Annotated in this window: 19 protein-coding genes and 1 pseudogene; 11 read left to right on the top strand and 9 right to left on the bottom strand. The window is 65.9% G+C overall.

Annotation, left to right across the window (positions count from 1 at the left end; all coding sequences use genetic code 11):
- Positions 1-110: 110 nt before the first annotated feature.
- The 3 genes from E8M01_RS05870 (at position 111) to E8M01_RS05860 (ending at position 3,492) form a co-directional block, all read left to right on the top strand.
- Complete coding sequence (locus E8M01_RS05870) at positions 111-1,103, top strand: NAD(P)H-dependent flavin oxidoreductase (protein WP_136959269.1); 993 nt, start codon at positions 111-113, stop codon at positions 1,101-1,103.
- A 118-nt stretch (positions 1,104-1,221) separates the two neighbouring features.
- On the top strand, positions 1,222-2,334 hold the full coding sequence (locus E8M01_RS05865) for a hypothetical protein (protein WP_136959268.1): 1,113 nt from the start codon (positions 1,222-1,224) through the stop codon (positions 2,332-2,334).
- A 129-nt stretch (positions 2,335-2,463) separates the two neighbouring features.
- Positions 2,464-3,492, top strand: a complete 1,029-nt coding sequence (locus E8M01_RS05860) for an ABC transporter substrate-binding protein (protein ID WP_425467731.1) — start codon at positions 2,464-2,466, stop codon at positions 3,490-3,492.
- A 34-nt stretch (positions 3,493-3,526) separates the two neighbouring features.
- Here E8M01_RS05860 and E8M01_RS05855 read toward each other — a convergent pair whose 3' ends face one another.
- Positions 3,527-4,444 carry a polysaccharide deacetylase family protein gene (locus E8M01_RS05855; RefSeq protein WP_136959266.1) on the bottom strand — a complete coding sequence of 306 codons (918 nt, stop codon included), beginning with the start codon at positions 4,442-4,444 and terminating at the stop codon, positions 3,527-3,529.
- A 168-nt stretch (positions 4,445-4,612) separates the two neighbouring features.
- On the opposite strand from E8M01_RS05855, the gene E8M01_RS05850 reads away from it, so the two are divergent.
- Both E8M01_RS05850 and E8M01_RS05845 read left to right on the top strand, forming a co-directional pair.
- Positions 4,613-5,590 (top strand): D-2-hydroxyacid dehydrogenase, encoded by a 978-nt coding sequence (locus E8M01_RS05850; RefSeq protein WP_246088612.1) that lies wholly within the window; start codon positions 4,613-4,615, stop codon positions 5,588-5,590.
- A gap of 34 nt (positions 5,591-5,624) precedes the next feature.
- Complete coding sequence (locus tag E8M01_RS05845) at positions 5,625-6,005, top strand: VOC family protein (RefSeq protein WP_136959265.1); 381 nt, start codon at positions 5,625-5,627, stop codon at positions 6,003-6,005.
- Between the two features lie 15 nt (positions 6,006-6,020).
- On the opposite strand, the pseudogene map reads toward E8M01_RS05845, so the two are convergent.
- Positions 6,021-6,769, bottom strand: a pseudogene (gene map / locus E8M01_RS05840) (type I methionyl aminopeptidase).
- 89 nt (positions 6,770-6,858) lie between these two features.
- A complete protein-coding gene (locus E8M01_RS05835) occupies positions 6,859-7,353 on the bottom strand; it encodes a YHS domain-containing (seleno)protein (protein ID WP_246088611.1) in 495 nt (164 codons plus the stop codon).
- Positions 7,354-7,555: 202 nt separating this feature from the next.
- Here E8M01_RS05835 and E8M01_RS05830 point away from each other — a divergent pair, with 202 nt between their 5' ends.
- The 3 genes from E8M01_RS05830 to E8M01_RS35250 all read left to right on the top strand — a co-directional run bounded on the left by E8M01_RS05830 (position 7,556) and on the right by E8M01_RS35250 (position 10,066).
- Positions 7,556-8,158, top strand: coding sequence for a DUF1134 domain-containing protein (locus tag E8M01_RS05830; RefSeq protein WP_136959264.1), 603 nt, complete (start codon positions 7,556-7,558; stop codon positions 8,156-8,158).
- A gap of 133 nt (positions 8,159-8,291) precedes the next feature.
- Positions 8,292-9,587 carry a coiled-coil domain-containing protein gene (locus E8M01_RS05825; protein ID WP_136959263.1) on the top strand — a complete coding sequence of 432 codons (1,296 nt, stop codon included), beginning with the start codon at positions 8,292-8,294 and terminating at the stop codon, positions 9,585-9,587.
- 182 nt (positions 9,588-9,769) lie between these two features.
- Positions 9,770-10,066 carry a methyl-accepting chemotaxis protein gene (locus E8M01_RS35250; protein WP_211596702.1) on the top strand — a complete coding sequence of 99 codons (297 nt, stop codon included), beginning with the start codon at positions 9,770-9,772 and terminating at the stop codon, positions 10,064-10,066.
- 25 nt (positions 10,067-10,091) lie between these two features.
- Here E8M01_RS35250 and phaZ read toward each other — a convergent pair whose 3' ends face one another.
- From phaZ to E8M01_RS05805, 3 genes are all read right to left on the bottom strand, one after another.
- The gene (phaZ, locus tag E8M01_RS05815; protein WP_246088610.1) at positions 10,092-10,925 is read right to left on the bottom strand and encodes a poly(3-hydroxyalkanoate) depolymerase; all 834 of its coding nucleotides are present in this window, start codon (positions 10,923-10,925) and stop codon (positions 10,092-10,094) included.
- Between the two features lie 136 nt (positions 10,926-11,061).
- Complete coding sequence (locus E8M01_RS05810) at positions 11,062-13,074, bottom strand: alpha/beta fold hydrolase (protein ID WP_136959261.1); 2,013 nt, start codon at positions 13,072-13,074, stop codon at positions 11,062-11,064.
- A gap of 46 nt (positions 13,075-13,120) precedes the next feature.
- Complete coding sequence (locus E8M01_RS05805) at positions 13,121-14,818, bottom strand: long-chain-fatty-acid--CoA ligase (RefSeq protein WP_136959260.1); 1,698 nt, start codon at positions 14,816-14,818, stop codon at positions 13,121-13,123.
- Positions 14,819-15,062: 244 nt separating this feature from the next.
- Between E8M01_RS05805 and E8M01_RS05800 the strand changes: the two genes are divergently transcribed.
- Together E8M01_RS05800 and E8M01_RS05795 are read left to right on the top strand one after the other, a co-directional pair.
- Complete coding sequence (locus E8M01_RS05800) at positions 15,063-17,087, top strand: WS/DGAT/MGAT family O-acyltransferase (protein WP_136959259.1); 2,025 nt, start codon at positions 15,063-15,065, stop codon at positions 17,085-17,087.
- Positions 17,088-17,407: 320 nt separating this feature from the next.
- Positions 17,408-18,184, top strand: a complete 777-nt coding sequence (locus E8M01_RS05795; RefSeq protein ID WP_136959258.1) for an esterase/lipase family protein — start codon at positions 17,408-17,410, stop codon at positions 18,182-18,184.
- Between the two features lie 63 nt (positions 18,185-18,247).
- Here E8M01_RS05795 and E8M01_RS05790 read toward each other — a convergent pair whose 3' ends face one another.
- Both E8M01_RS05790 and E8M01_RS05785 read right to left on the bottom strand, forming a co-directional pair.
- Positions 18,248-18,670 (bottom strand): phasin family protein, encoded by a 423-nt coding sequence (locus tag E8M01_RS05790; RefSeq protein ID WP_170181800.1) that lies wholly within the window; start codon positions 18,668-18,670, stop codon positions 18,248-18,250.
- A gap of 92 nt (positions 18,671-18,762) precedes the next feature.
- Entirely contained in the window at positions 18,763-20,022 is a 1,260-nt protein-coding gene (locus tag E8M01_RS05785; RefSeq protein WP_136964463.1) for a DUF445 domain-containing protein, read from the bottom strand.
- A gap of 340 nt (positions 20,023-20,362) precedes the next feature.
- On the opposite strand from E8M01_RS05785, the gene E8M01_RS05780 reads away from it, so the two are divergent.
- Positions 20,363-20,863 (top strand): hypothetical protein, encoded by a 501-nt coding sequence (locus tag E8M01_RS05780; protein WP_136959256.1) that lies wholly within the window; start codon positions 20,363-20,365, stop codon positions 20,861-20,863.
- Positions 20,864-20,978: 115 nt separating this feature from the next.
- Here E8M01_RS05780 and E8M01_RS05775 read toward each other — a convergent pair whose 3' ends face one another.
- Positions 20,979-21,536, bottom strand: a complete 558-nt coding sequence (locus E8M01_RS05775) for a GNAT family N-acetyltransferase (RefSeq protein WP_136959255.1) — start codon at positions 21,534-21,536, stop codon at positions 20,979-20,981.
- Positions 21,537-21,595: the final 59 nt, after the last annotated feature.

The following is a 21,595-nucleotide window of genomic DNA, read 5'->3' as shown; positions in this document are numbered from 1 at the left end:
GCCGAGACCATCCGCCCTCCGACGGGGCTTCCGCGAGGGCGCGTCATCGGCTTTGATGGCGGGACGTGCCGATACACGTCCCGTCCCTCAGCCTCGGATCGCTTAAGCCCATGACGCTCCCCGCATCGCTCGCCGGCCGCCTGCAGCTTCCCGTGATCGGTTCGCCGCTGTTCATCGTGTCCAATCCGGATCTGGTGATCGCCCAGTGCAAGGCCGGTGTCGTCGGTTCGTTCCCGGCGCTCAATGCCCGGCCCGGGCCGGTGCTGGAGGAGTGGCTGAAGCGGGTGATCGATGAACTCGGCGCCTATGACGAAGCCAATCCGCAGGCGCCGTCGGCCCCCTTTGCGGTCAATCAGATCGTCCACAAGTCGAACGACCGGCTGCAGCACGACATCGATCTGTGCGTGAAATACAAGGTGCCGATCGTCATCACCTCGCTCGGCGCCAGGCCCGAGCTGAACGAGGCGATCCATTCCTATGGCGGCGTCACGCTGCATGACGTGATCAACATCACCCATGCCCGGAAGGCGCTGGAAAAAGGCGCCGACGGGCTGATCGCGGTCGCGGCCGGCGCCGGCGGCCATGCCGGCATGATTTCGCCGATCGCGCTGATCCAGGAGATCCGGCAGTTCTTCGACGGCCCGCTGGCGCTGTCGGGCGCCATTGCCACCGGCCGCGCCGTGCTGGCGGCCCAGGCCATGGGCGCCGATCTGGCTTATATCGGTTCGGCCTTCATCGCCACCCGCGAGGCCAATGCGACGGCGGAGTACAAACAGGCGATCGTCGAGGGCAAGGCCGGCGACATCGTCTATTCGAGCCTGTTCACCGGCGTGCACGGCAATTACCTCAAGGCGTCGATCGTCAATGCCGGCCTCGATCCCGACAACCTGCCGGACGGCGATCCGACCAAGATGAGCTTCGGCTCGGGCGGGTCGTCGAAGAGCAAGGCCTGGCGTGACATCTGGGGCTCGGGCCAGGGCATCGGCGCGGTCAACGGCGTCGAGAGCACCGGCGAATTCGTCACCCGGCTGAAGCGTGAATATGCCGAGGCTCAGGCCACCCTTGCCGGCCAGATCCACTGGCCGAAACGTGCTGCCGGCTGAACCAGGCCAGCCTGAAACAGGCAGATCTGAAACAAGCTTGGGTCCGCGGCGACGGGTGGTTGAAACCGGCGCGGGCGAAGACGGGATTGCTCTTCGTTTCCGTTGCCGCCGGACCGCCATGACCCGGGTTGCCCTCGCTCTCGTCCTCGCCGCCGGCCTTGGCCTGGCTGCATGTCTCGCCCCGGGTCTTGGTCTTGCCAGTCCGATCGGGGCCGATGGCAGCCATCATTCGGCGGCACAGGGCCTCGGCTGTTCCGTCGTGCTCGATCGCTGCGTGGCGCGCGCGGGCCAGATCGAAATCGGCCGCAGTTACGCGCCCGATGCAACCTGGCAGATCGCCGTCCTCAACGAGGCGGTTGCCGGCGCCACGCTGATCTTCGAGCCCGAGACGCCGAGTGCCGCCGCGCCACTGGCCTTTCCGCCTGACGCGTGGAGCCGGCAGGGCGGCGGTCGCGCGGTGCTCACCAACCCGGCGAAAGCCACCGCATTGCTGGCGCGCCTTGCGGCCCAGGGCGACCGGCGTTCGGGCCTGACCGTCATTCTGCCTGGCCGCTCGCGCGGCACGATCGTCGACATGCCGACACTGCGGGCCGACCTCGCCTGGATCGATCGCCAGCAAGGCCGCTCCGACACCAACCGCACCGTCGGGCCGCCGCCGGCGCCAGGGTCTTCGACCGAGGCTCTCGACGCCATCGCTCAACGGCTCGCCGAACCGAACGCCGGCCTCGCCGCCATGCCGCCGCAGGTGCTGGCGGCTCATCGACGGCTCGCGCCGGACTGCTGGCGCGCCATTCCGGCGATCGGCCGCCGGGACGCGCCGCCGGCCGATGTCACGGTCAATCACGGCCTCTGGCTCGGCAATGGCGATGCGCTCTTCGTCGTGTTCTGCCGCCGCAGCGACGGTGTCTCGGCGAGCCGGCTCTATCTTGCCAAGGGCGAGGCGCTCGACCGGATCACGCCGCTGCGCGTGCCGGTGTGGAATCCGCAAGCGCGACGGTTCGCACCGACACTCGATCTGCCCGGCGATGTCGATGCCTGGTCGAGCCTGCAGCAGATCAGCCACCGCTGGAATGTCGGGCGCTGCAGCCTCGTCCAGACGACGCGGATCCTGCGCGGCGAAGCCGTGGTCGTCGCGGTTGCGGGCAGCGATTGCCTGACGCTCGACGGCAGCCGCCGGATCGACCGGATGACCGAGGAGGAGATTTTTCGCGCGCCGCCCGAGCACCGCTAGGGCGGGCCGCTGATGGCGCGGCGAGCCGGCACGGACGTCTTGCGTGAGCTTTGGCAAAGTTCTTGCGAAGCCCGGCTCCGGCATGGCCGGCCACGCAGCGCGTGAGCCTCAGCACGGAGCAAGATCATGATCACACGCCGGACAGCAGCCGCGGCTCTCGGCTTGACGCTTTTTGCGCCACATGTGCGCGCGCAGGCCCTGACATCGGTCAAATTCACCCTGGGCTGGAAAACTCAGGGGTCGGACGCGCCCTATTTCGTGGCGCGCGACAAGGGCTATTTCCGCGAGGCCGGCCTGGACGTGGTCATCGACCAGGGCGAGGGCTCGGGCGCGACCGTCACGCGCATCATGGGCGGTGCCTATGATGCAGGCTTCGGCGACATCAATGCGATCATTCAGAATGCAGCGACGCGGCCGGCCGACACGCCGGTCATGGTCTATCAGATGTGGAACCAGCCGCCTTTCGCCTTCGTCGCCAAGACATCGAGCGGCATCAAGACCATCAGGGACCTGGAAGGCCGCACGCTCGGCGGCGCGCCGGGAACGCCGACGACGCGGCTGCTGCCGGTCTTCGCGAAAGCCAACAATCTCGACCTTGCCAAGATGAAGCTGACCAGCATGGCGCCCAACCTGCAGGAGCCCATGCTGATCCAGGGCCAGATCGACGCGGCGCTGGTATTCAACATCACCAGCTATTTCAACCTGGTGCTGAACCGCCAGGATCCCGACAAGGATTTCACCTGGTTCGCCTTCGGCGATTATGGCCTCGACCTCTATTCCAACGGCATGATGGTGTCGCAGAAGCTGATCCGCGACAATCCGCGCGCGGTCGCTGGCCTGGTCAAGGCGGTGAACAAGGCGAGCATCGACGTCGCGGCCGACCAGACCATGGCCATGGCTTCGGTCCAGAGCTATGACGGCCTGGTCAATATCCCGGTCGAAAAGCGCCGGCTGCAATATGCCTTCGACAAGCTCATCATGTCGCCGGAGCTGAAGGAGATCGGCTCGGGCGACGTCAAGGACGACCGGCTGACGCGCGCCATCGACATGGTGGTGACCGGCTACGAATTGCCGCGGACGCCGGCGGCCGGCGAAATCTTCAACCGGACATTCCTGCCGCCGCGTGCCGAGCGCGAGCTTGCCTACAAGATGAGCTGAGGCGGAGGAGAGCTGGCCAGCCGGGGGCGTCGTTTCACGACCCCGGCACGATCCCCTGCGGCAGACGCTCGACATGAGCGGCGATGGCGCCGGCCGTGGTGATCCAGACCGCGTCGCGCCTGGTGGCGATATGCGTGAGCGCCCGGCGCAAGTGGCGCAGGCGATAGGGCTGGCCGACGATATAGGGATGCAGCGCTATGCCCATGACCAGCGGGCCCGAGGCCGACTGTTCCAGCATCTCGTCGAACTGGTCGATGATCATCGCGGCGAATTGCTCGGCCGAATCCTTGCGCGCCACGATCGCCGGGATGTCGTTCAATTCCTGCGGATAGGGCAGGCTGAGGATGCGCCCCTTGTCGCGGGTGGAAAACCAGATCGGCTGGTCGTCCTGGCACCAGTCGAGCAGATAGCCGTAGCCGGCCTCGGCGAGCAGGTCGGGCGTCGCGTGGCTCTGCGAAATCCACGGACCGAGCCAGCCCCTGGGGGCGGCCCCTTCGGCCGCGGCAATGGTTGCGGTGGTCTCCTCGATCAGCTGGCGCTCGGAGACCTCGTCGAGCACGCCCTGGCGCTCGGAGTTGCTGCGGCCATGGCCGAGCACCTCGTCGCCGCGCGCCCGGAACGCGTCCATCACCTCCGGGCAATAGCCATAGATCGCGCTGTTGACCAGCACCGAGGCCGGCAGCCGCAACTGGTCGAACATGTCGATCATCCGCCAGATGCCGACACGGTTGCCGTAGTCGCGCCAGGCATAGTTCAGCACGTCAGGCTGCGGCCCGGCCGGGGCGAGCTCGGCGCCGAGTCCGGTGCCGAAGGCGAAATGTTCGAGGTTGACGCCGAGATAGACCGCCAGGCGCTTGCCGCCGGGCCAGTCATAGACCGGTCGCCCCCTGATCGGATGATAGTCGTAGCGGCCATGGGTCGGCAGAGGCGGGACCGGCGGGGAGGCGGACATGGGGACCTATGCGAAAGCGGCGGCGGCGATGTGCGCCTTGACGGTTTGACGGATCGCGGCAGTTCAAGGCAAGTGCCATGCCGACCGCCTCCAAGCATGGTCGTGCGCGGCTTGCCTTCATTGGGCGCCTCGTCATGATCGAACCGAAGCTCCCAGTCCGGATCCATGATGACCACGCCGTTTCCCGCTTCCGCCGATCTCACCATTTGCTTCGCCCACGCCGCCTATCGCATGGGCGAGGAGTTCGCCCGACGCGACACCGGGCTGAACTATTTCGAGGTGCGCAACGCCGAGGATTTCGCTGCCCGCATCGGCGAGGCCGACGTCGTGGTTGTCTCGGGCATGTGGCGCAACGTCCCGGTCGAACGCGCGACCAGGCTGCGCTTCATCCAATCGATCAGCGCCGGCCTCGACCAGTATGATCTCGACGTGCTCAGGGCGCACAATATCCGGCTCGCCAGCGCCCAGGGCGTCAATGCGAATGCGGTGGCCGAGCATGCCATGGGGCTGATGCTGGCGCTGACCCGGAAGATCCACACCAGCCGCGACAATCAGACCAGGCGGTTCTGGCGGCCGATGATCGGCAACCCGGCGGAGCGCGAGGACGAGCTCGCCGGCAAGTCGCTGCTGATCGTCGGGCTCGGCGGCATCGGGCTGAGGCTCGCCCGCTTCGCGAGGGCTTTCGACATGACGGTGACCGGGGTCAAGCGCGACATTTCGGTGAAGCTCGAAGGGGTCGACCGATTGGTGTCCCCGGACAAGCTGGCGCAAGCCATCGGCGAGGCCGATATCGTCGCGCTGACCTGTCCGCTGACACCGGAAACGACCGATCTGATCGACGCGCGCATGCTGGGTCTGATGAAGCCCTCGGCACTGCTGGTCAATTGCGCGCGCGGCAAGGTGGTCGACGAGGACGCGCTGGTCGCCGTGCTGGAGGCCGGCGGCATTGCCGGCGCCGGCCTCGACGTGCTGCGCGAAGAGCCGCTGCCGGCGACTTCACCGCTCTGGGGTTTCGAGAACGTGCTGATCACCCCGCATGTCGGCGGGGAGACCGCGGCTTATGAAGCGCGGGTGGTCGATCTCCTGATCGAGAACCTGGCGCGGCTCGGCCGTGGCGAGGCAAGCCTGGCCAATCAGGTGATCTAGCAACGGGCGCGCGGCGCCAGCACAGGAGGCGAGCATGAGCGGACTTGATCATCTCGGCGTCTCGGCCAGCGACTACCCGCGCTCCCGGGCCTTCTACGCAGCGGCGCTGGCGCCGCTCGGCATCAAGATCCTGATGGAATTCTCCGATCCCGGCCGGGAGGTCTCAGGCTTCGGCGGTGACCGGCCATTCTTCTGGGTCAGCGGCGGCGGCGCGCATCAGGGCCGCATCCATATTGCCTGCAGCGCGGCGTCGCGGGCCGAGGTCGACGCCTTCCACCGCGCGGCGCTGGCGGCGGGCGGCACCGACAATGGCGCGCCGGGGCTGCGCGCCCATTACCACCCGAGCTATTATGGCGCTTTCGTCCATGATCTCGACGGCTACAATATCGAGGCGGTCTGCCACGCGCCGGAATGAACCCGGCCGTCGCCGTCAGTTCGGCAAGGTCACCACCACGGCGCCGCGGCGGGTCGCGACGACCGTATGTTCGTATTGGACGGTCGGCGCCATCGGCGCGCTGTAGAGCGTCCAGTCGTCGTCGCCGTCCTCGGCCCATTCGGCGCCGAGCGACAGGAACGGCTCGATGGTGAAAACCAGCCCGTCGGTCATCCGCCGGCGCTCGGAACGGTCCGGCCACGTGGCGATTTCGGTCGGCTCCTCGTGCAGCGAATGGCCGACGCCGTGGCTCGCGAGATTGCGCACCAGGGTATAGCCGTGCTTGCGGGCGAAGGCGCCGACGGCATCGCCGATGCCGGCGAGCGGCCGGTCGGCGCCGACCTCGCGAATGCCGCTCCACATCGCCCGGCGGCCGTCGCGGCAGAGCTTGGCGACCTTGGCCGAGACCGGCGGCACCGGGAAGGAGGCGCCGGTATCGGCGAACAGTCCGTCCTTCTCGGCGGAGACGTCGATATTGACGAGATCGCCCGCCCTGATGATGCGCGGGCCGGGAATGCCGTGGGCGATTTCCTCGTTGACGCTGATGCAGGTGGCGCCGGGAAAGCCATAGGCCATTTCGGGGCGGGCAGGGCGCCGGCCTCGTCCATCAGCTTGCGGCCGATGCCATCGAGCTCGGCCGTGGTCATGCCCGGCTCGATCGCCGCGCCCATCGCCTCGAGGACACGGGCGACGATCCGGCCGATGGCCTGCAGCCGGATCAGCTCGTCATCACTGGAAATGGTCATCGCGCTTCATGCCTTCCTGGTTGCCGGGACGGTCCTATACTAGACCGGCGGCCACGTCAGGTCGGCGGCAATGGGAGAGCGCCCGCCGTTCAGGGCACCAGGGTGGCGAGCAGAGCTGGCCACTGGCCGTCGGCCCTGGCGATCGCCGCGTCCGGATCGGCGGCGAAGCGCGCGCGGTTGCGTTCCGAATGGAACACGTAGAGCCGCTCCTCGTGGATGCTCCAGACCGAGGGGTGGCCGGTCGCCGGATTGCCTTCGCCCACCGCGATCGGATCATAGCCGCCGAAGCGGGGCTCATAGACGGCCGGATCGCGCATGAAGGCGGCGCGGTTGCCCTCGTTCAGGAAGCGCCAGGTGGCGCCGGCCCAGGGCAATTCGTAGTCGCGCAGGCCCTCGCGGGGCGCGCGTTCGGTGAAATAGGCAACAGGGTCGATGCCATAGAGGGCAAGGCCGGTGAGGCGGTCAGTGACGACACGCTCGGTGGTCGCGGCGCGGCTCGACGACTGGCCATCGGCCATGGCGATGATCAAGGCAAAGCCCGCATAAAGCCCGGTGATCGCCATGGTCCAAGCCAGAGGACGCAAAAACTGCCTCATCACCGACATCTTCTTCCCCAAATCTGCAAGTCGCGAATCGCTATCCAACCTTGGCGATTCACGGTGTGCATTTGGTTACTGAGAACAGCGAAATCATGGCCTGGTGACCAAATCGTTACCTTCATCCACTAGCTTTTTTGACCAAGGGCGCGCCGATGCCGGCCGCGCCGAACCTGCCGCGAGGTGACCCATGCGCAGTCTTCCCAAGTTCGATCGCCGGGCTGTTCTGACCGGTCTCGCCGCCGCGACGCTTGTCGGGTTCGACCGGCAGGCGCTCGCGCAGCGATCCTATCAGTCGGAAAGGCCGCAGACCTTCTCGGGCAGCGAGGTGGTCACCGCCGGCCACCGCTTCTTTGGCGGCACCAGCCGCGGATTGGCCAATCTGGTGGAGCGGGCAACCCAGCAATGGGGCCACCCGAGCGCCTATATCCTGGGCCAGGAAGGCTCCGGCGCCTTCGTCGCCGGGCTGCGCTACGGCGAGGGCGTGCTCTATACCAAGTCCGGCAATGGCGACACCAAGGTGTTCTGGCAGGGGCCGTCGCTCGGCTTCGATTTCGGCGGTGACGGCGCGCGCACCATGATGCTCGGCTATCGCGTCCGTGGTCCGGACGACCTCTATCGGCGTTTCCTCGGCATTGACGGCTCGGCCTATCTGGTCGGCGGGCTCGGCATGACCGCGCTTGCCGCCGACAATATGATGGTGGTGCCGATCCGGACCGGCGTCGGTGCGCGGCTCGGGGTCAATGGCGGCTATCTGAAGTTCACGCCGAGCGCGACCTGGAACCCCTTCTGATCGGCAATCGGCGCCGCGCGCGGCGCAGTCCTTTCATGGTAATGATTGAACGGTCGCGGACCTTTTCGCGGCCGTTTTGGCGTGGCAGAAGGTTGGTTGCCGACCCTGACACGCGAGTGGGAGTAGCCCGGCCGTGACGATCGAGACCGCCATGGTCTTCGCCCTGGGTTTCCTGTTGGCCGCCCTCCTGGCGCTCGGCCTGCTCGGCGCCGTATGGCGGCGCGCCGTCCGGCTGACCACCCGGCGGGTGGAGAACGCCATCCCGCTCTCGATGGCCGAAATCAAGGCCGACAAGGATCAGTTGCGGGCCGAATTCGCGGTTGCCTCGCGCCGGCTGGAAATGAATGCCGAGGCGCTGCGCGGCAAGGTCAACGACCAGATCGTCGAGCTGGCGCGCAAGACCGAAGCGATCCGCGATCTGAATGCCGAACTCGCGGCCAAAGCGGCGGCGATCTCGGGGCTCGAGGCCGGCAAGGCGGCGCTCGAGGCGGCCCTTGCCGCGGCCGAGGCGGCCGACGCCGAAAAGGCCAGGGAGCTGACGATATCGGCCAAGATCCTTGAGCAGAAGGAGGCTGAATTCGCCGCGCTCGACAAGGAACTGGCCGACAAGCTGGTGGAAAACGACGGCCAGCGCGTCGAGATCGTGGCCTTGCGCACGCAAACGGAAAACCTGCGTAGCCAGGTGACCCAATTGTCCAAGGATCTCGCCGAGGCCGAGACCGACCTCACCGGCCACCGGCAATCCTTCGTCGAGACCTCGACGCTGCTGACCGGCGAGCGCCAGCGGGCGGCCGGGCTCGGTGACGACATCCTGGCGCTGCGCGGCAAGCTCAAGGCAGAGACCGACCTGACCGCCGGGCTGAAGGCGGAGATCGACACCTTGAAAGCCGAAATCGCCACGCAGCAGGAACGGGCGACCCGCGAGCAGGTCGCCCGCGACACCGCCGAACAGGCGCTCGGCGTGCTCGAGACCGAGCGCGACAAACTCAAGACCAGGCTTGCGGCCCAGACCATGCGCAATACCGAGACCGTCAAGGGGCTGCGTGAGACGGCCGAAACGCTGAAGGCCGAGAAAGGCCTGCTCGACGGCTCGCTCGCCCAGGCCCGCGACGACCGCGAACGGATCCAGCGTGAGCTCGCCGCGCTGAAGCGCGATATCGAGGCGGCCAAGGCCCGCGACGGCCGGGACAGCACCTTGCTGCGCGAGCGGGTCAGCGAGGTGGCCGTCGAGGTCGCTCGCGTGGCGGCGCTGCTCGAAGGGCCGAATTCGAAGATCGAGGCGATGCTGGCCGACTATGCCGCAGGCAAGGCGAGCGGCACGGCCAAGGCCGGTAGGCCACGTGGCGAACTCAGCCTGGCCGACCGTATCCTGGCGGTCCAGGCTCATGCCAAGGCGCCGGCCAACGGCACCCAACAGCCGGCCGAATGAATCGGTGCCTCGCCGTGCTCCGGCGCGGCCAGCCCGGCCGATTTGGCTTGCAATTGAGACCGTCGACAGGTCATCGCTTTTTCAGGCCTCGGGCGGTTCGCGATTGCCGCTCGATCTCAGGCTTCGAAACGGTCGCCGCGCGATGCCGCGGGCCGTGCCCGGCGATGGATGGAACAGGACGCATGATCACCAGCATTGCTGCGCAGTTCAACCTGCTGGCGCTTCAGGCGACCATGGAGCTGGCGGAGGCCGGCGAGAACGGCAAGGGCTTCGGGATGGTGGCGCTCGCGGCGGTTGGCCTCGCCTATCACGCCAGGGCGGCAACCGATCGCATCTGCGCCGAGATCGTGGCCTTGCGCGACCTGCCGGAGGACGTCACGGCCACGCTCGCCTCGATTGCGACCGCTATCGAGGCGGCCCAGGGCTTCGTCCAGGTCGTCGCGGCGGTGGGCAAAGAGTTGAACCCGGCCGAGACCTGATATCGCGCCTTCCGGCGCCGAGAGCTCACGGCTCGTCGAGAAACGCTTCGACCATTTTCGCCGAGCGCTGCGGGTCGGTCACGACGAACAGATGGCCGTCGTCGATCAGCTCCAGCCGAGCCTTTGGGATCAGGGTCGCGAGCAGTTGCGCATTGATCACCGGGATCAGCGGGTCGTCGGTGCCGGACAGGATGAGAGTCGGCTGCTGCAGCATCCAGAGCCAGGGCACGCTGGTCCAGCCGAGCATGCCGATCAGCTGCAGCGCATAGCCATATTGGGTCGAACCGCGCATGGCCGCGGCATGCCGATCGATCAGGTGCGGATCCCGGCGGAAGGCGCCGCCATAGATCTCGGCGGCGATCGACTTCATATAACCGCGGTCGGTATAGCGCTTCGGGCTTGCCATCTTCAGCAGGACGTTGGGCGCGCCCGGCAACATGACCATGCCGGCCGAGGTCGAGACCAGGACGAGCTTGCGGCAGGTCTCGGGAAACTGGAAGGCGAATTGCTGCGCCAGCCCGCCACCCCACGACACACCTGACACGTCGACCTGGTCATAACCGAGCTGGACGATCAGGTCGTGGGCGAGCTTGGCCAGCGTCGAGGGCCGGTAGGGCAGCAGGGGCGCCGGCGAGCCGCCGATGCCGGGTATGTCGAAGATCACCGCCTCGGTGTCGGTCAGCGCCTGGAAGAACGGCTCGGCGAGCTCCAGATTGGCGCCGATGCCGTTGAACATCAGCAGCGCCGGCTTGTCCTTGCGGCCGGCCTTGATGCCGACGCGCAGGATCTGTCCGCCGACGTCGATCATCCGGATGTCAAAGGCGGGGGCGCTCGCTGCGGCCTTCCGGGCTTGGGTCAAGGCATGCTCCTCAAAGGCGCGCGCCGGCGCAGCGAATCACCGATCGAGCTCGGCTCGGCCAAGGTTAGCAGATCGCCGCCGGCGTCCGCATCGGCCGGCCGGGGCATGGGGATAACGGCCGCCGCGGGGGCCGGCCTCAGGGTTCGAACACATAGGTGCCGGGGGCGGGGCCGATCGGCTTGTGCTTCTGGCTGCCGGCCTGTTTCGGCGCGGCAATCTCGCCATTGCCACGCTGCTTCAGCCAGTCCGCCCAGTGGGTCCACCAGGAGCCTTCCTGTTTGGTCGCGGCACCGGCCCAGGCATCGGCATCGGCCTGTTTCGCCTTGCCGGTGACGAACCAGGATTTCGGATTGCCCGGCGGGTTCAGCAGGCTTTGCAGATGGCCTGAATTGGACAACACATAGGTGGTCTCCTCGCCATAGATGCGGGCGGTCTGATAGACCGCCTTCCAGGGCGTGATGTGATCGGTCGTGCCACCGATGACATAGGTGTCGGCCTTGACCTTGCCCATGTCGATCGGCGTGCCGTGGATGGCCATCTTGTTGGCGTTGACGAAGGGATTGGTGAAGATCAGGTCGAGGAAATCGCCATGCAGGCGCGCCGGCAGCCGGGTCGTGTCGGCGTTCCAGAACAGGATATCGAAAGCCGGCGGCTGGTTGCCCATCAGGTAGTTGTTGACCCAGTAGTTCCAGATCAGATCGTTCGGCCGCATCCAGGCGAACATCTTGGCCAGCTCATGGCCGTCGAGAATGCCGCGGGTGGCCGACATCTGCTTGGCGGCGAGCACCGATTCCGGCGTCACCAGGGCGGCGAAGTCGGTGTCGGTGCCAGCCTCGGTATCGATGACGCAGACCGCCAGGACGATGCCGTTGAGCTTGTCCAGCTTCTGGCCGGCGAGCCAGCCGGCATAGGTCGAGGTCGTGATGCCGCCCGAGCACGAGCCCATGACATTGATCGTGCCCTGGCCGGTGATCTCGCGGGCCGCGTCGACCGCCTCGTCGAGCGCCCGGATATAGGTGTCGAGGCCCCAGTCGCGCTCGCGTACCGTCGGGTTGCGCCAGGAGATGCAGAACGGCTGAATGCCGTTGGCGAGCAGGAAGCGGATCATGCTCTTGTTCGGCGACATGTCGACCGCATAATATTTGTTGATCTGCGGCGGCACGATCAGCAGCGGCCGGGCGAACACCTTGTCGGTGGTCGGCGTATAGAGGATCAGCTCCAGCACCTCGTTCTTGAACACCACCGTGCCGGGCGTGTTGGCGAGGTTCTCGCCGACCTTGAACTTGGACATGTCGACCTGGCTCGGCAATCCGCCATTCTGGGCGAGGTCGGCGAGGTAGTTCTTCATGCCGTCGAGCAGGCTCTGGCCCTTGCTGTCGAGCGCCTGCTTCAAGGCCAGCGGATTGCCGATCAGCGTGTTCGACGGCGACATGGCATCGACGAAGATCGAGGTGACGAGGCGGGCGCGCGCCGCGTCCTTGTCGGGCAGGCTGGTCTTGGCGACCGCCTCGGTGACGGTATTGGCCCAGGCGACGTAAGACTGCATCAGGCCGCGGTGAAGCGCGTTCTCGCTCCAGGAGGGATGGGCGAAACGTTTGTCCTTCGGGTCGGGCGCAACCTCGGAGCGGCCGGTGACGATCTTGCCGAGCTCGCCAAGGAAGCCCATCCACTGCTGCGCGACGATCTGCGGCTGGGCGGCGAGTGCGCCGATGACGGTCTTGGCCGCATTCATCAGGTCCTCGCCGCGGACACCGACCAGCGGATTGAGCGCAAGGGTGTTCTGCGAGGCTTCTTCGGCGATCTGGTCGGTGAGCGACTTGGTCGAGGCAGTGGCCTCGGCCGAGGCCGCGGCGGTCGCCGCCGCGGGTTTCCCGTGGGCTTCGGGTCTGGTGCTTGATGGCGGTTTCGCAACGGCACCGGACGGTGCGACAGCAGCCTTGGCCTTCGCGGTGCCGAGCGGCGGCGCCGCCAGTTTCGTGGCGGCCTGCCGGGCCGCCGCGGCGGACTTGGCAACGGACTTGGCGACGGACTTGGCAGCTTTGGCCTTCACCTCGGCCGCGCGCGTCTCCGGCGTGCTGATGCGTGGCTCCTTGCTTGTCGATGCCGCGGCCTTGGATGGCGCAGTCTTGGGTGCCGGCGTGCGGGCCATGGTGATGCTCCTGGTCATGTCGTCATGCGCAGCGACAAGGTGGCGGTCAGGCAGCCTTGGTCATGTCCTTGATCGCCTGGTCGCGCAGTTCGCGGCGCAGGATCTTGCCGACATTGGTGCGCGGCAGATCGGTGCGGAATTCGATATATTTCGGCTTCTTGTAGCCGGTGAGGTTGTCCATGCAGAACTTCATCAGTTCGTCCTTGGTGAGGTTCGGGTCCTTGCGGACCACGAACATCATCACCGCCTCGCCGGAATTGCGATCGGGCACGCCGACCACGGCGCATTCGTCGACGCCGGGATGACCGGCCGCCACGCCCTCGATCTCGTTCGGATAGACGTTGAAGCCCGAGACCAGGATCATGTCCTTCTTGCGGTCGACGATCCGGGTGTAGCCGCGCTCGTCCATGATGCCGACATCGCCGGTCTTGAGAAAACCGTCCGGCGTCATGACGCTGGCGGTCTCGTCGGGACGCTGCCAATAACCGGCCATCACCTGGGGGCCACGAATGGCGATCTCGCCCGGCGCGCCGAGCGCCACGTCGCGGCCGTCATCGTCGATGAGCCGGATATCGACGCCAGGCAAGGGCAGTCCGATCGTGCCGGTATAGGCCGATGAATCCGTCGGATTGCAGGTGACCCCGGAGGAGGTCTCGGACAGCCCGTAACCCTCGACGATCGGGCAGCCGGTAATGGCAAGCCACTTCTTCGCCACGGCCTCCTGCACCGCGGTGCCGCCGCCGTTGGCGATCAGCAGATGCGAGAAGTCGAGCTTGGCGAATTCCGGGTGATTGGCGAGCCCGTTGAACAAGGTGTTGACGCCCGGCATGATGTTGAACTTGTACTTCGCCATCTCCTTGATCAGCCCGGCGAGATCGCGCGGATTGGGGATCAGCACATTGACGCCGCCCATGCGCATGGCCAGCAGCGCGCAGGAGACGAAGGCGAAGACGTGGTAGAGCGGCAGCGCGCAGATGAACACCGGCTGGCCGTCGATCACCTTGCGCTTCAGCCCCGGCTGGGTCCAGGCCTCGGAGGCGAGAAGGTTGCCGATCAAGGTGCGGTGAAGCAGCGTGGCGCCCTTGGCGACGCCGGTGGTGCCGCCGGTATATTGCAGCACCGCGACATCGTCCTGGCCGATCGCCGGCCTGGCGAATGTCAGGCTGCGACCTGCCGCGAGCGCCGCGTTGAAACGGACGGCGCCGGGCAGCGAGAAGGCAGGGATCACCTTCTTCACATGGCGCAGCATGGCGTTGACGATCGCGCCCTTGGGAAAGCCCAGGAGGTCGCCGACAGCCGCCAGGATCACGTGCTTGATCTGCGTTTCGGCGATCACCTCGGCGAGCGTCGCGGCGAAGTTCTCCAGGATGATGATGGCCTGGGCGCCGGAGTCCTTCAGCTGATGCGCCAGCTCGCGCGGCGTGTAGAGCGGGTTGACGTTGACGACGATGAATCCGGCACGCAGCACGGCGGCCACCGCCACCGGATATTGCAGCAGGTTGGGCATCATGATCGCGACGCGATCGCCCTTCTTCAAACCCTTGGATTGGAGATAGGCGCCGAGTGCCGCGGACAGCTGATCGACCTCACCAAAGGTGAGTGCTTTGTCCATGCAGATATAGGCTTTGTCGCCGCGGTATTTGGCGAAGCTCTCCTCGAGCAGGGCCACGACGGAGGAATACTGATTGATGTCGACGTTCTCGGGAACGCCGGCTGGATAAGACTTCAGCCAGAACCGATCCAAGTCCTCAACCTCCCCCGTATTTTATCGTTGCGATCAGCTTAGAGCGGCTTTGCCATCGCGTTCAAGAGGCGCCAACTTGGAGGCCCACGCATAAGGCTTGCGAGAATCACGGGAAATCAGCAGTTTGACTGGTGAGAGGACAGACTTGCCTTCGGTCACCGTCTCGGCGTTCAATGGCACATCGAGCCCCGCGCCGGGCTCTCCGCCACGGCGCAGGAGAAAAACGGCCCAAGGGGAAACGAAGATGAAACAGCTCAGCGGCATCGACGCTACCTTCCTCTACATGGAGACGCCGGAAACGCCCATGCATGTGGCGGGGCTGACGCTGTACGAAAAACCGCCGGGTTTGACGGGCTCGTTCTACGATCATTTCAGGACCTTCTTCGCGACCCGCCTGCACCTGATCCCGATCTTTTCGAAGAAGCTCGCGCGCACCGTTTTCGATCTCGATCATCCCGGCTGGGTCGATGCCTCGAATGTCGATCTCGACTATCACATCAAGCACACCAACCTGCCGAAGCCCGGCAGCTTCGCGCAGCTCGAAGCAATGGTCGGCGACCTGCATTCGGTGACGCTCGATCGCTCGCGGCCGCTGTGGCAGTTCACCGTCATCGAAGGTTTCGAAGACGGCCGCGTCGCGCTCTATTCGAAGGTCCATCACGCCGCCGTCGACGGCGGTGCCGGCATGGTGATCACCAAGGCGCTCTACGACGTGTCCGCAACGCCGCGCGAGGTCGAGCCGCCGCCGGAGCCCGGTCCGAAAAAACCGAAGCCGGACACCGCCGAGCGCGCGCTCGCAAATCTCGGCGCCTTGATGACCAATGCGGTGCGCCAGCACTTCACCGTGCTCGCGGCCGGCGCGCAGATGATGACGACGGTCGCGGGCCTGCTGGTTCCGACCGCTGCCGACAAGGAGAAACCGGAGGCTGGCGGCGCGCCGGTTCTGCCGAACCTGCTGCCGCCGAAGACGCCGTTCAACGTGACGATATCGGGCCAGCGATCCTATGCCGCGCGGTCGCTGTCGCTCACCGACGCCAAGCTCATCGGCAAGGCGACCGGCACCAAGATCAATGATGTGGTGATGGCGATCTGCGCCGGCGCGCTCAGGCAATATCTGATCGACAAGAAGGCGCTGCCGGCAACGCCGCTGCTTGCCTTCGTGCCGATCTCGCTGCGCGAGGCCGGCAATACCGACATCAACAATCAGGTCTCGGGCATGAGTTGCTCGCTGGCGACCGACATTGCCGATCCGCTGGAGCGGCTGATGTCGATCCAGAAGACCGCGACCACGTCGAAGTCGATCGCCGGCGTCACCAAGGACGCGACGCCCAAGGACTTCACCATGCTGGGCGCGCCGTTCTTGCTGCCGGGAATGATGCAGCTGTTCGGCAAGTCCGGGCTCGCCGACATCATCCCGATGGGCGCGAATGTGGTCATCTCGAATACGCCCGGACCGCCGTTCCCGCTCTACTGCGCCGGCGCCAAGGTCTTGGCCCTCTATCCCGTGTCGATTCCAACTCACGGCATTGCATTGAATCTGACAGTGCAGAGCTATCTGGACAAGCTCGACTTCGGCCTGACCGCCGATCGGCGCGCAGTTCCGGATATCGTCAGGCTCGCCGAGCATCTCGGCGACGCCCTGGACGAACTGAAGGCGGCCGTGGCGAAAAGGTTCGGCGTGTTTGCCGCTCCTGCCGCCTCGGCCGAGGTCGCTACAGAGCCCAAGGAGATGGCAATGGCGAAGACGACGGCGAAGACAAAGAAGGCGGGCAATGCCAAGGATGCGGCGAAGCCCAAGGCTGCGGCGAAGCCGGCTGCTGCGAAGCCGGCCGCCGCAATGAAGTCGAAGGCGGCAGCACCTGCCAAGGCCCCGGCTCCGGCGAAGGCCAAGGCTCCGGCCGCGGCGAAGGCCAAGGCTCCGGCCGCGGCGAAAGCCAAGGCTCCGGCCGCGGCGAAAGCCAAGGCTCCGGCAGCGGCGAAGTCGAAGGCTCCTGCCGCGGCGAAAGCCAAGGCTCCGGCAGCGGCGAAGTCGAAGGCTCCTGCCAAGGCTCCGGCCGCGGCGAAGGCCAAGGCTCCGGCGGCGGCAAAGTCGAAGGCTCCTGCCGCTAAGGCTCCTGCCGCCAAGGCTCCGGCCAAGGCCAAGGCTCCGGCGGCAGCAAAGTCGAAGGCTCCTGCCGCCAAGGCCAAGGCCCCTGCCAAGGCCAAAGCTGCGGTCGCAATGAAAGCTGCAGCACCTGCCAAGGCCAAGGCGGCCGCCCCACCGAAGTAGCCGTAGCCAGGCGCGCCGAGGACGACATTGTCCACGGCGTCCTGACCTTAGGCGGAAAGGTGAAGGCCATCGGTTGAGTAGATCCCGATCGGGTCGCAAGACCCGACGGGGGGCTCAGCGCGTAAGATGAGGATTTGAGCTTTCGCCCGGGCGATCGGCTTCCTATCTGTCCTGGGACGACTGTTGCCTATCCACAGGGGAAGACTGTCCGCTTGTGATGACGGCGACGGAATGATCTACCTTTGGTGTCCGGCGCAAATCAGCCTGGACCAAAGAGCGGGTTTTCGGACGCCGAATTCCCGTATGAGAGAGGAAGCGGCATGGCATCAGCATCCCAGACCCTCGCGCCGCCATCGACGGCGCTGCTGCTCATGGAAGGCCGGGCGATCCCCGAACTGGCGGCCTTCGTGGCGGCCTATCCCCTGATCGCTTCCGCCCCACGCGGCGACGGTCACCCGGTCCTGGTCCTGCCGGGGCTGATCACCTCCGATCGGTCGACCGGACCGCTCAGGACCTTTCTTGCCGGCCAAGGTTATGCCGCGCACGGTTGGGATCTCGGCCGCAATTATGGCCTGCTGCCGGGTTTCGAGCGGCGCATGCTCGACCGGGTCAAGCAGCTCAACGACGAACATGGCCGCAAGGTCAGCCTGGTCGGCTGGAGCCTTGGCGGCATCTATGCCCGCCAGCTGGCCAAGACCGTGCCGGACATGGTGCGCTCGGTGATCACGCTCGGCAGTCCTTTCGCCGGCCCGCCCACGGCGACCAATGCCTGGCGGCTTTATGAATTCACCTCCGGCCACAAGGTCGACAACCGCGACAACCATATGGGCGGGGTCGTCGCCACGCCGCCGCCGGTGCCGACGACCGCCGTCTATAGCCGCACCGACGGCATTTGTGCCTGGCAATGCTGCGTCGAGGTCGAAGGGCCGATCACCGAGAACATCGAGGTGATGGGCAGCCATTGCGGGCTCGGGCACAATCCGGCCGCGGTCTATGCGGTGGCCGATCGCCTGGCGCAGCCGGAGGGCAGCTTCAAGCCGTTCGATCGCAACGGCTGGCGCAAGGTGTTCTATCCCGATCCGGCCCGGCCGCACTGAGGCCGTCACGCATAAAAAAGGCGGAGCCGCGCGCGGCTCCGCCTTCGTTTTGAGGGGCGCGGCCTATTTCTTGGTATAGCTCGCCCTGATCTCCTCGAAGCTCTCCTTCATGCGGTCCTGGATGATCCGCATGGCATCCTGATTGGACTTCTGGATCAGCTCGGCGACATCCTTGGTGTTCCTGATCGCGGCATCGATCGCCTTCTTGGCAAATTCCGACTGGGCGGCCATTGCCTCCTGCGGACTGCCGGGCATCTTGAAGCCCTGGGCCGCCGCCTGAATGTCCTTGATCGCCGCCTCGATGATCTCGCGCTGCTTGGCCGCGAAAGCCGTGGCGCCCTCGGCGGCCGCCTTGCCGCTGGCGCTCAACGCCTCCAGATTCTTGCGATGATGGGCGATGATCTTGTCCATATCGACGCTCGGAATCTTCATGTCCTGCCCGAGCTTGGTGAACATCTCCAGGATCGACTGAGGCGTTTGAGTCATGGTCGCTTCTCCCGCTTGGCAATGCACCAAGGGCACCATCGCGCCCTGTCGATGCTCCACCCTTGAAAAACTAGGCGGGTGCGGCCAAGGTTTCAAGCGATCTTGAAGATGACCTCGATGGTATGGAGCAAAAGACCGGCAAGGCCGCCGATCAGCGTGCCATTCAGCCGGATATATTGCAGATCACGGCCGATATTGATTTCGATGAGCCGGATCAATTGTTGCATGTCCCACGACTTCACCTGCTCGGCGATGAACTGCGAGACGCCGCTCTTCTGGGCTTCGACAAAGGTTCCGAGCGCCACGACGAAACCCTGGTTGATTTCGGCGGCCATGCGCGGGTCGGTCGACAATTGCCGGCCAAGATCGGTGAGCAGGTTGCCGAGCTGTTTCTCGATCACCGATTGCGGCGACTGCAGATCGTTCTCGAGGAAGGTCGTGACGCTTTTCCACATGTCCTGAGCCAGGCCGCGCAGCTCCTTGCGGGTCAACAGGTCTTGTTTCAGCTTCTCCGCCTTCTCGGCATATTCCGGGCTGTCGCGCAGGTTCTCGATGAAGCTCAGGACGAAGCGGTCGAACTCGCCGCGCAGGGCATGGTCGGGATTGGCGCGGATGTCGTCGAGGAAAGACAAGGTCGATTTGATGATCTTGCGCAGGAGATAGGCGTCGGCCTTGAACAGGTTGAACAGCGACGGCAGCTCCTCGCGAATCTTGTCGCGGATGCCATCGAGCGCGGCCTGGTCGGCGAGCAGGTTCTTCAGCGCGCCGAGCAGTTCGTCGAGCAGCCGCTGATGGCGGCCGTCATCGGTGATCGAGGTCAGGATCTGGGCTGCCAGGGGGGCGACCTTGAGCCCACCGATCTGCTCCATCATGCGCGCCGACATGAACTCCTTGATGCCCGACTGATCCATGCCGGCGATGGCACGCGGCAGCAGCTTCAATGCGAAGCGCGCGAGGTTGCCGCTCTTCTCCGGGTCCGACAGCCAGTCGGCGATCAATCCGGCGAAATTGACCTCGCGCAGCTTGGCCTCGACCGGGCCGGGGGCCAGGAAATTCGCCTCGACGAATTCACCGAGGCTGTCGGCGATGCGGCCCTGGTTGTTCTGGATGATCGCGGTGTGCGGGATCGGCACGCCGACCGGATGTTTGAACAGAGCGACGATGGCGTACCAGTCGGCCAGCCCGCCGATCGTTGCAGCCTCGGCGAAGGCCGCGACGAAGCCCCAGGCCGGGTGGCGATGTTCCAGGAGCTTGGCGATCACCATCAGCGACACGCTGGCGCCGAGCAAGCTGGTCGCCACGACCTTGATGCGCCTGAGCGCGCCGAGCTTCTCGCGGTCGCGGGCGGTCATCTCGCCGCCGGCCGCCAGGCGTCGGGAAGTGGCGGCGCGGGGCGCCGCGTCCGGGAGAGCCATGACTACCTCCGGCTGAACCTGGGTTCCGACATAAGGCCGCGTCGGACGGTCGAAAAGGCCGCAATCGTCGCATCGCTGCTGCCGCAAGGTGCCAGATGTCGGCGGGCAGAGCCAGAAGATAGTCGATAAGATTTTGTATTATAACGGCTATTTTAAATTGTTGCAGAGCAGCAATTTTCTATGTTGCAATGCACAATAAGTTGTGCGATAAGGTCACCGTTCCCCGGGCCAATGATGGACGGGGCGAACCATAGCTCATGTGAGGATGGAGACGACGATGACCGACAAGACCTCGAAGGCCAAAGCCCAGACCGCCGAAACCACTGCTTTCGCTCCGGTTGCCCAGATCATGGAGACGCTCAAGAGCGCCCAGGAAAAGATCCAGGTTCCCGCTGCTGCCCGCGACTTCGTCAAGCGCAATGCCGAGACCGCCAAGGCGCGTGCGGCTGATGCCGAGAAGGGCGCGCTGAATGCCACCGCGACCGTCGAGAAGGCCTTGGTTGCCGTTGTCGGCGCCGGCGCTTCGGTGTCCCGCGGCGTGATCGACGCCACCATCGCCAATGTCAATCTGACGCTCGGCGGCATCCAGTCGCTGGCCGACGCTTCCTGCCCGACCGATGCCGCGCAGCGTTATGTCGCTTTCGTCCGCGAGTTCGGCCAGGCCAATATCGTTCGTGCCCAGGACGCCTTCAACACCGTTCGCCAGGCGGCGACCGATGGTGCCAAGGCGCTGCAGGCCGAGGCCGGCAAGCTGACGTCGTTCGGCAAGACGGCCTGACGTTCAGGCCGACCAGCTCTTCGCCTTAAGCGAAAGGCCCGCCATCCGGCGGGCCTTTTTTTGCGTTTCGGTTCGGCGCGCCGGCCGCGGTTGCGGCCGGAGCCTGCCGGCGGTCTCAGCAGCCGGCAAAGGCGGGCATGCGGGCTCGCGGGAAAGCCTGGTCCTGGCTCTTCTCCACCGCGAGCGGCGGCGAGGATCGAGCCTCGACCAGCAAGGTGCCGATGGCTTCGCCATGGCTGAAGGCGAAGGATGCGCCGAACTTGCGGGCCAGCGCCCGCATCGCCTGATTGTCGCTCGACGAGGTAATCCGGAGCCGGGTGAAACCTTCGCGGCGTGCGGCGCTGATCACCGCCTCGAACAACCGCGAAGCGATGCCCTGGCGGCGCAGCTGCGGCTCGACCGAAAAGGCGATGTCGGCCGGCTCGTCGCCTTGCGGCGGGTGCAGTTCGGCGGTGCCGCGGACATGCCCATCCTGATCGATGAGCGCGAAGACGCGGGTGACGCCGGCAAAGCAGCGTGCGGAATAACGTGCGATGAACGTATCGTCGGCGATCCCGTTGAAACGGTCTCTGCGCCCGTCCGGATCGAGCCGGACAAGGTGGTCGCGATGAAGCTGTTGCTCCAAGCCGGACAGTTCACGGATGGTGCCGAGCGCTGATGATGCTCGTGCCATTGCGGCGGTCTCCTCGTGGATCCTTGGAATCCCCGAGGGCGCTCACTTCCCTAGATGGC

The sequence above is a fragment of the Phreatobacter stygius genome (genome assembly GCF_005144885.1).
Classification (GTDB): Bacteria; Pseudomonadota; Alphaproteobacteria; order Rhizobiales; family Phreatobacteraceae; genus Phreatobacter; species Phreatobacter stygius.
Note: the sequence above shows the minus strand (reverse complement) of the source record. Positions and strands in the feature narration are given on the sequence as shown.